This is a genomic window from Haladaptatus sp. AB618 (assembly GCF_024136965.1).
Classification (GTDB): Archaea; Halobacteriota; Halobacteria; order Halobacteriales; family Haladaptataceae; genus Haladaptatus.
Window position 1 is genome coordinate 173,957 of sequence record NZ_JAMYJX010000008.1, and the last position, 9,535, is coordinate 183,491.

The 9,535-nt window shown below is 63.2% G+C and carries 7 protein-coding genes; 6 read left to right on the forward strand and 1 reads right to left on the reverse strand.

All coding sequences use genetic code 11. From position 1 onward, the window contains the following. Positions 1 to 124 precede the first annotated feature (124 nt). The 6 genes from NKF26_RS20525 (at position 125) to NKF26_RS20550 (ending at position 8,624) form a co-directional block, all read left to right on the forward strand. A complete protein-coding gene (locus tag NKF26_RS20525; RefSeq protein WP_253227940.1) occupies positions 125 to 1,333 on the forward strand; it encodes an Nramp family divalent metal transporter in 1,209 nt (402 codons plus the stop codon). After that, a complete protein-coding gene (locus NKF26_RS20530; protein WP_253234822.1) occupies positions 1,334 to 3,343 on the forward strand; it encodes a hydantoinase/oxoprolinase family protein in 2,010 nt (669 codons plus the stop codon). Then, positions 3,340 to 4,980 carry a hydantoinase B/oxoprolinase family protein gene (locus NKF26_RS20535; protein WP_253227942.1) on the forward strand — a complete coding sequence of 547 codons (1,641 nt, stop codon included), beginning with the start codon at positions 3,340 to 3,342 and terminating at the stop codon, positions 4,978 to 4,980. The genes NKF26_RS20530 and NKF26_RS20535 overlap by 4 nt, the downstream gene beginning before the upstream one ends. A 34-nt stretch (positions 4,981 to 5,014) precedes the next feature. Beyond that, positions 5,015 to 5,725, forward strand: coding sequence for an aspartate/glutamate racemase family protein (locus NKF26_RS20540; RefSeq protein ID WP_253227943.1), 711 nt, complete (start codon positions 5,015 to 5,017; stop codon positions 5,723 to 5,725). A gap of 66 nt (positions 5,726 to 5,791) precedes the next feature. After that, positions 5,792 to 7,108 carry an amidohydrolase gene (locus tag NKF26_RS20545; protein ID WP_253234823.1) on the forward strand — a complete coding sequence of 439 codons (1,317 nt, stop codon included), beginning with the start codon at positions 5,792 to 5,794 and terminating at the stop codon, positions 7,106 to 7,108. A 316-nt stretch (positions 7,109 to 7,424) separates the two neighbouring features. Next, positions 7,425 to 8,624, forward strand: a complete 1,200-nt coding sequence (locus NKF26_RS20550; protein WP_253227945.1) for a glycoside hydrolase — start codon at positions 7,425 to 7,427, stop codon at positions 8,622 to 8,624. Position 8,625: 1 nt separating this feature from the next. Here NKF26_RS20550 and NKF26_RS20555 read toward each other — a convergent pair whose 3' ends face one another. Continuing rightward, entirely contained in the window at positions 8,626 to 9,243 is a 618-nt protein-coding gene (locus NKF26_RS20555) for a NosD domain-containing protein (RefSeq protein WP_253227946.1), read from the reverse strand. Between the last annotated feature and the right edge of the window lie 292 nt (positions 9,244 to 9,535).

Genomic DNA, 9,535 nt, shown 5'->3' on the forward strand with positions numbered 1-9,535 from the left:
CGTCGTCCGTCTCCCGTTCATACTCTTTCATACGATTTCATACGGCGAGAGACGGCGATACACACCGTTCTCAACAGGATTTATCTCCAGTCCATGGATTGTGGCATCATAGCACACCACAACCATGAATATCAGTGAACGACTACGCTCTATCGGACCCGGCGCGATGGTGGCCGCCGCCTTCATCGGCCCCGGAACGGTGACGACCGCCAGCGTGACCGGCGCGGAGTTCGGCTACGCGCTCGTCTGGACTATCGTCTTCTCGATCATCGCCACCATCGTCCTCCAGGAGATGAGCGCCCGCCTCGGCGTCGTCTCCCGGGAGGGACTCGGCGAAGCGCTTCGGGAACAGTTCGACAGCCCCCTGCTTTCGACCCTCAGCATCGCGCTCGTCGTGAGCGCCATCGGCATCGGGACGGCCGCCTACGAGACGGGAAACATCCTCGGCGGTGCCGCCGGGTTAGCGGGCATTACCGGCATCAGCGCGCACATCTGGGGTCCGGCCATGGGTCTCTTCGCGGCCGCGCTCCTCTGGACCGGACGCTACAAACTCATCGAGAAGGCGCTCGTCGCGTTGGTGGCCATCATGGCGCTCTCGTTCGTCATCGACGCCATCCTCATCGGACCCGACCTCGGCGCGCTCGCGGCGGGATTCGTCCCGAGCGTCCCCGAAGGTTCGACGTTCCTCATCACGGGACTCATCGGGACGACCGTCGTCGGCTACAACCTGTTCCTGCACGCCGGGAGCGTCCAGGAACGCTGGTCGGGACCGGGTGAATTGCCCGAGTCGCGCGCCGACACGATACTCTCCATCCTCATCGGCGGCGCAATCACCATCGCCATCCTCGTCACCGCGGCCGCGGCGTTCCCCGTCGGAACCCAGATCAGCGACGTGAGCAGGATGGCCGACCAGATACGACCGCTCGCTGGACCCTACGCGACGGTTCTGTTCAGTATCGGTCTGTTCGCGGCCGGGTTCACGAGCGCGACCACGGCACCGCTCGCCGGTGCGTACGCGACCGCGGGAGCCTTCGGCTGGGACACCGACCTCAAATCGTTCAAGTTTCGGGCCGTTTGGGCCGTCATCCTATTCATCGGTGTCGTGTTCTCCGCGGCTGGCTACCAACCGGTGCAGGCCATCGTCTTCGCGCAGGTGGCGAACGGAGTCCTGTTACCTATCGTCGCGCTCTTCCTCATCTACATCATGAACGACAGGGACATCCTGGGGGAGTACGTGAACGACACGACGCAGAACGTCCTCGGAATCGTCGTCACGCTCGTCGTCGTCTGGCTCGGAGTACGTGCGCTCTACACCGTCATCGGAGGGTTCTGAATGGGCGGGAACGACCGAACGCGCGTCGGCGTGGATGTCGGCGGGACGTTCACCGACGTCGTCCTCCTCCTGCCGGACGACGAACTCGTGACGGCGAAGGTGCCGAGCACGGACGACCAGAGCGTCGGCGTCGTGCAGGGAATCGGGAAAGCCTGCGAGGAAGCGGGCATCGACCCGACGGACGTGGACGCGTTCACCCACGCGATGACGGTCTCGGTGAACGCACTGCTCGAAGAGAACGGCGCGAAGACGGCCCTCGTGACGACCGAGGGATTCCGCGACGTGCTCGAAATCGGGCGGCAGGCCCGACCGGACCTCTACGACGTGAACATCGACAAACCCGCGCCGCTCGTCCCGCGACGGCGGCGGTTCGAAGTCGCCGAGCGGACGGGCGTCGATGGCGTGCTGACGGAACCGGACGAGGACGAAGTACGCGAACTGGCGGGGGAGATCCGTAACAGTGGTGCCGAAAGCGTCGCCGTCTCCCTGTTACACGCGTATCAGCACCCCAAAAACGAACGACGGGTCGCCGAAGTGCTCCGCGAGGAACTGGACGTCCCGATCTCGGTTTCCCACGAGGTGCTCGCGGAGTTCCGCGAATTCGAGCGAACGTCCACGACGGTCGTGGACGCCTACGTGACGCCAGCAATCGACGCCTACATCGGTCGCTTGGAGGAACGCGCCGGGAACCGGGGCGTTCCGGAACCGCGGATCATGCAGGCCAACGGCGGTATCGCGTCGGCGAAAACCGTCCGCGAACACGCGGTGACGACGACGATGTCCGGGCCAGCGGGTGGGGTCGTCGGCGCGGCGGAGACCGCCGCGGCCGACGACGTGGACGGCCTCGTCACCTTCGACATGGGCGGCACGTCGAGCGACGTGAGCCTCGTCCAGGACGGCGAGGTGGAACGGACGACGGACGCAGAAATCAACGGCCGACCCATCAAGACGCCGATGGTGGACGTGAACACGGTCGGCGCGGGCGGTGGCTCCATCGCGTGGGTGGACGCCGGAAACGCCCTCCGCGTCGGGCCGCGGTCCGCCGGAGCGAACCCCGGCCCCGCCTGCTACGGGCGCGGCGGGACGGAGCCGACGGTAACGGACGCGAACGTCGTCCTCGGCTACATCGGCGGGAGTTCGGCGCTCGGCGGCGAACTCGAACTCGACGTGGACGCGGCCCACGAGGCGCTCTCGAAACTCGCCGACGAGGCCGGGTTGGACGACGCCCTCGCTGCCGCTCGGGGCGTCTTCCGGGTCGCGAACGCGAACATGGCGCGGGCTATCCGCGCCGTCACGGTCGAACGGGGCCACGACCCGCGTGGATTCGGACTCGTGGCGTTCGGCGGCGCGGGACCGATGCACGCCGCCGCGATTGCGGAGAGTTTGGACATGGATCGACTCGTGATTCCGCACGCCTGCGGCGTGCTGTCGGCCTACGGTCTGCTCGCGGCGGACGAGAAACACGACTCGGTTCGAACGTTGAGAAATCCGTTGGCGGACGTTTCGCTGGACGATATCGAATCCGCCTACGACGACCTCACGGACGAGGTACTCTCGGACGTGGAGAATCGGGATGCGGCGGCGGTCCAGCGGGCCGCCGACCTGCGGTTCGTCGGCCAGAGCTTCGAACTCACGGTTCCCGTAGACGAGGAGTTCGACGCCGAGACGGTCGCGGAGCGCTTCGAGGACGCCCACGAGAGCGCCTACGGCTACGTCATGGACGACCCCATCGAACTCGTGAACCTGCGGACGACGGCGGTCGTCGGTCGCGAGTCGCCATCGGTTTCGTATCGAACCGCGGGCGACGCCGAGAAGGGACGCCGCGAGGCGTTTTTCGATGGCGAGTTCCACGAGACACCGGTGTTCGACCGAACCGGACTCGGCGAGTCCGATTCGGTTTCCGGCCCCGCAATCCTCGAACAGGACGAAAGTACGGTGGTCGTACCGCCAGGATGGTCCGGAACGACGAACGCGGACGGAACGCTGGTGCTCGGGAGGGAAGAGGAATGAGCCACGACGATTCGAATTCGAACTCTGACACGGACATCGACGCGGTAACGCTCGAAATCATGCGAAATCAGTTCGAGGGTGTCGCCGAGGAGATGGGACAGGTGCTCATCACCTCGTCGTACTCGCCGAACATCAAGGAGCGACGCGACTGCTCGACGGCACTGTTCGACGCCGAGGGGCGACTGGTCGCGCAGGCCGAACACATCCCGGTGCATCTCGGCGCGATGCCCGAGGCCGTGGACACGGTGCTCGACTACGACCCGGAACCGGGCGACGTGTTCGTTCTGAACGACCCGTTCGAGGGTGGTACGCACCTCCCGGACGTGACGATGGTGTCGCCGGTTACGGTCGGGGACGAAATCCTCGGATACGCCGTCTCCCGCGCGCACCACGCCGACGTCGGCGGGATGACGCCGGGAAGCATGCCCGCCGGAGCGCGGGAAATCTATCAGGAGGGGATTCGACTGCCGCCGGTTCGCCTCGTGAAGCGTGGTGAAGTCAACGACGACGTGATGAGCCTCCTGCTCGCCAACGTCAGGAACCCCGGCGAGCGCCGGGCGGACATCCGGGCACAGATCGCCGCGAACGAACGGGCCGAGGAACGACTCGGAGACCTCGTGGAAGAACACGGTCGGGAGCGCGTCGTCTCGGCCTTCGACGCGGTGATCTCGTACTCGCGGGATCGACTGCTCGCCGAACTCGCCGACCTGCCGAACGGAACGTACAGCGCTCACGACGTGATGGAAGGGGATGGCATCTCGGACGACGAGATACCCATCGAAGTTTCCGTGACGGTCGACGACGAGGAAATAGAGGTGGATTTCTCGGGCACCGCTCCGCAGGTTCCAGGTAACGTCAACGCGCCGCTCGCGGTCGCGAAGAGCGCCGTCTACTTCGTGATTCGCTGTGTGACGGACCCCGAGATCCCACCGAACGAAGGCTGTTACGACCCCGTTTCCGTCTCGGTTCCGGACGGGTCGCTGTTGAACCCCCGGCCACCAGCGGCCGTGGTGGGCGGCAACGTCGAAACCAGCCAGCGAGTGACGGACGTCATGTTTTCCGCGCTCGCCGAGGCGGCCCCGGTCCGCGTTCCAGCGCAGGGACAGGGAACGATGAACAACCTCACCATCGGGAGCAGGAACGGCGGTGACGACGGCTTTACCTACTACGAGACCATCGCGGGTGGCTTCGGCGGCCGCCCCACGAAGGACGGGATGGACGGCGTACAGGTGGGGATGACGAACACGCTGAACACGCCCGTCGAGTCCCTCGAAGCCGAATACCCGCTATTCGTCGAACGGTACGGACTCCGCGAGAACAGCGGCGGACACGGGCAGTTCCGTGGCGGCCTCGGCGTGGTGCGCTCAGTCAGCGTCGAAACGGACGCGACCGTCTCCCTGCTGACCGAACGGCGGCGCGTCGCTCCGCACGGAATCGACGGCGGTGAGGACGGACGGTGCGGCCGTAACGAAATCGACGGGGAACGCGTTCCGGCGAAGGCCACCCGCGATGTGGAGTCGGGCACGACCATCACGGTGTTCACGCCGGGCGGCGGCGGGCACGGTCCAGCGGAAGAGCGCGACCCCGGCGCCATCGAGATGGATAGGGACGACGGGAAGATGGAGTGGGAAGAATGATCGTGAGAGCGATGACACGAGCGGGGTGGCCGTAATGTTCGGATGGCGCGGCCGTCTCGGCGTCGTCGTCCCGTCCTCAAACACGACGGTGGAGGGCGAATTCGGGCGGGTGCTTCCGGAGGGCGTGAGCCTCCACACGGCCCGAATGCCGCTCGAATCGGTCACCGTGGACGAACTGGACACGATGGCGGACGATGCCGTGGACTGTGCGGAGCGATTGTCCCACGCGGACGTCGATGCGGTCGCCTACGCCTGTACGACGGGAAGTCTCCTTCACGGGGCGGGGTTCGACGCGGAACTCGAAGACGCGTTGGCCGAGGCCGCTGGCGTTCCGACGGTGGCGACGGCCCTGTCGGTCAAGCGGGCGCTCTCCGCCCTCGACGCGACGCGAATCGTCGTCGTGACGCCATACACCGCCGATCTGAACGACCGTGAGGAGTCATACCTGGACGACGCCGGATTCGAGGTGGTCGATCTCCACGGACGGGGAATTACGGCGAACACTGACATCGGGTCGTTGTCACCGGACGACGCGTACCAACAGGTCCGGAATACCGTCTCGGACCCGAGTACCGTGGACGCCGTGTTCGTCTCGTGTACGAACTACCGAACGTTCCCCGCCATCGAACCCCTCGAATCGGACCTCGGGATACCGGTGGTGACGAGCAATCAAGCGACGCTGTGGGATGCGCTCGGTCGAGTGAGCGTTTCGGCGGACGTGCCGGGAACCGTGGGAGAGCGATAAGGGAACCGACAGAACCCCGTCTGCCGGTTTGTAAACGCTTTCCCCTTCCCCCACGAGGAAGGTGACATGACGAACGCGAACGGCGGAACGGACGGAGGAGAAACACGAGATATCGAGGCGAACACGGGCGATCCGACCCTTGTCGAACTGCGCCGCGATTTGCACGCCCACCCCGAGGCCGGGTGGAAGGAGTTCCGGACGACGGCGCTCGTCGCGGCGGAACTCGACGAACGGGGATTCACGCTCCATCTCGGAGCGGACGCCGTCGACGTTGACGCACGCCTCGGCGTGCCGAGCGACGACGAAATCGCGGGCGCGAAAGCCCGAGCGCGTGAGGAAGGTGCACCGGAGCGGTATCTGGAGCGAATGGGCGACGTGACGGGACTCGTCGCCGAGAAGACGTACGGAACCGGCGACGGGCCGACCGTCGGTGTCCGAATCGACATGGACGCGCTCGAACTGACCGAGTCGAGCGACGACGATCACCGACCCGCACGGGAGGGGTTCGTGAGCCGTCATCCCGGGGAGATGCACGCCTGCGGTCACGACGGACACACGACCATCGGCGTCGGAATCGCCCATGAACTCAACGCCACCGGCGGGTTCGATGGACACCTCAAACTGTTCTTCCAGCCAGCCGAGGAGGGTGGACGTGGCGGCGTCCCGATGAGTAAGACGGACCACCTCGCCGACCTTGACCACTTCCTCGCGCTCCACCTCGGCCTCGACAACGAGACGGGGAAGGTCATCGCCGCCTACGAACACCCCTTGTCGAACGCGAAGCTAGACGTGACCTTCCACGGGGAAGCCGCACACGCCGGAAAAGCGCCGAACCAAGGCCGGAACGCGCTTCAGGCGATGACGACGGCCATCGGAAACCTGTACGCGATTCCGCGGCACGCGGACGGGGCGACGCGGATCAACGTCGGACAGGTTCACTCCCCGAACGCACAGAACGTCATCGCCGAGGAGGCGAAAATGCGCATCGAAGTCCGCGGCGAGACCGCCGAACTCAACGACTACATGCTCTCCCGAGCGCGGCGAATCGTGAAACACGCCACCGCGATGCACGACGTGGAGTTCGAAACGTCGCTCTACGGGAAGACGACGACGTTCACCGCCGACGACGGGATGGTTACGGCCGTCGCCCAAGCCGCAGAGGGAGTCGAGGGTGTCGATACCGTCGTCGAGCGAGCGCCCATCGGCGCGAGCGAGGACGCCTCGTTCCTCATCGAACGGGTGCAGGAGGAAGGTGGCGTTGGGACCTACGTCGGAATCGGTGCGAGCAACCCGTTCGGTCACCACACGTCGAAGTTCGACATCGACGAGGACGCGCTGAAAATCGGTGTCGACGTCGTCGTTGAGACGATTCGGTCGCTGTAGCGAAGAATCTCGTCGAGGGCTCACGAGGGACACCACAGAAAAGCGGTCCTCGCCTCGACCTCGTCACCACCATCAAAACCACCCCCACTACTTCCGTTGTCATCGCTTCGACTGCTACCGTTTTCGTCGTTTCCGACCTCATCACTACTACTTCCGCTGTCCTGGGTACTGGCACCCCAGTCACCGAGTCGGAATTCACTCGTCAGGGTTGTCAAACAACTTCATCCGATGGAACCAAATCCCGAATTGGCACGGAGTTTTCGCACGACTGGACGCCGAGGAATAGATTGTTAATCCTCGAAATCCGATGGATGGTATGAGCAGACGAGTTGGTCGCCGTCAGTTCCTCTCCGGTATCGGAGCAACTGTCGGGCTCTCCAGTGTCCCCGCTGCGGGAAGCGTCCGTACCGTCGGTCACAACGCACAGACGACGAGAAGACGGGATCTGAACCTCCCACCGAAAACCGATGCTCCAGTGGACGTCCGTGGCGCGATTTACCTCCCAGCGCGCGCGTTCAACCGGTATCAGATGTGGGACGATTACGATCCGGACGTCATCGAACGGGACATGGGCTACGCCGCGAGTCTCAATCTCAACGCGATTCGAACGTGGCTGAGCTACGAATATTGGCTCGTCGAACCGGAAGACCACAAGGAGTCGCTCGAACACCTGTTGGACACCGCCGACAAACACGGGATCCGCGTCCTGCTCGGTCTGTTCGACAGCGTCGGACTCGAACCCACGTTCGAGAACCTCGTGAAAAACGACCCCAAAACCGCCGTTCAGACGTTTTCCCCCTCGACGCGGACGGAAGTCACCAAAAACCTGTGGGACGACCCACGCCACTTCATCGAGGAGTTCATGCAACTGTACCGAAACGACGAACGCCTGCTGGCCATCGAATTGACGAACGAACCCGGGTGGAACGCGAAGGACATCCGATTCTTCAAAGAAATCGTCGATACGATGACGTACTACCGCGGCGAAATCCCCCTTTCAGTCGGGTCGACCAGCCTGGCGAACAACGCCCAATATCTGGAATGGGGAATGGACATCCTCCAGTTCCACTACAACTTCGCACGTAATCCGGCGCTGTACAACCGCGTGCTCCAACAGGCTAACAACATCAAGGAAAAACTCGGACGCCCCGTTTGGCTCTCGGAATGGCAACGGATTCGGCCCGGGAACAAGTTCTTTGCCAACGTCTCCGGCAACGCCGCAGTCCCCGACTACTCCTCGCTCGCACCCACCATTCGCAAATCCGGCATCGGCAACTTCTTCTGGTCACTCATGCTCAAACCGGCCTTCTCGCTCTACATGCGACGAAACGGCGTTCTCAACGGCCTGTTTCACGAGGACGGTGCCGTATGGAGTTTGGACGACGCCCGAAGTATCAAAGCCATGTCCGGTGAGCCCGAATTCGACGGCACGGAACGCCGTGAGTACCCCGAATGGGCGAGCGGGATCAGAAAAGACGCCGGGAAGGCACCCGGCGACGAACAGCCACAACCCTAGCTCACGCGCCGACCGAACCGCGTCCACGCGTGCTGTTCAATTGATTATCGTGGTAGTGTAGCGTCGAGTAATCGACGTTCTGACTTCGGTTATCCACGAGGAGACCGAACAGGTTGTGTGCCGACCGCGAGTGCGCGAGAGTCACGTCCGAACTGTTCCAGACGGTAATTCCCTCCGTGCTCCGAACCGTCGTCACGTTCCGAACCGTCGCCGACGACGAGTTCCGGAGATGAATCGCACGATTCCAGTGGGACACCCGAACCGAGTGGATCGTCACGTCGGAGACACCACTGGCATTATTGACGAGAATGCCGGTCGTATCGGTGACGCCTCTCCCTTTGATCGTGTGACCCGACCCATTCAGCGTGACGTGACTCGAATTGATCACAAGACAACTACCCGTCAGTCCGGTCGCACCGCCGAAATCGGACGCCAAAACGTAGTTTCCCGGCTTCGAGATCGTCCGACAGCCTTTCACGGGCTTCGGCGGTTCGGATTTGGAGTCGTGACCTCCACCTAATGGAAGGTTCACAAAGTTGAGTGAAAGGGCCACCGCGACGAGGAGAACCAACGGGACGACGATGAGGACTTTCCGACTCGTAGAATCGATGGAGACCATACCTACATGTACCTTTCTTTGGTCAGATTATTAAAACTCAATGGCTCGCGAAACTGTAAGCAGTATTGGGTTTTCGTAACGGGTCGACATCCATCGATTCCAGTACTATGCATCACAAGCATAGTAACCGAACATTTCCGTCGATGTGTCACCACGGTAGAAACCGGATGAGACACGATGCGGATGAGATACCTCTATCAGCAGTCGAAAAATAAATAGAAAAACCCCCACAGAGCAGTGGCTCTGTGAGGGTTAATGAATGAAGTATGAATGGAGGCGGCGAATCGAATTT

What these genes read in the sequence shown, in the direction of transcription:
- NKF26_RS20555 (WP_253227946.1), bottom strand. Translation starts at nt 9,243, where the DNA reads ATGGTCTCCATCGATTCTACGAGTCGGAAAGTCCTCATCGTCGTCCCG.
- NKF26_RS20540 (WP_253227943.1), top strand. Translation starts at nt 5,015, where the DNA reads ATGTTCGGATGGCGCGGCCGTCTCGGCGTCGTCGTCCCGTCCTCAAAC.
- NKF26_RS20525 (WP_253227940.1), top strand. Translation starts at nt 125, where the DNA reads ATGAATATCAGTGAACGACTACGCTCTATCGGACCCGGCGCGATGGTG.
- NKF26_RS20550 (WP_253227945.1), top strand. Translation starts at nt 7,425, where the DNA reads ATGAGCAGACGAGTTGGTCGCCGTCAGTTCCTCTCCGGTATCGGAGCA.
- NKF26_RS20545 (WP_253234823.1), top strand. Translation starts at nt 5,792, where the DNA reads ATGACGAACGCGAACGGCGGAACGGACGGAGGAGAAACACGAGATATC.
- NKF26_RS20535 (WP_253227942.1), top strand. Translation starts at nt 3,340, where the DNA reads ATGAGCCACGACGATTCGAATTCGAACTCTGACACGGACATCGACGCG.
- NKF26_RS20530 (WP_253234822.1), top strand. Translation starts at nt 1,334, where the DNA reads ATGGGCGGGAACGACCGAACGCGCGTCGGCGTGGATGTCGGCGGGACG.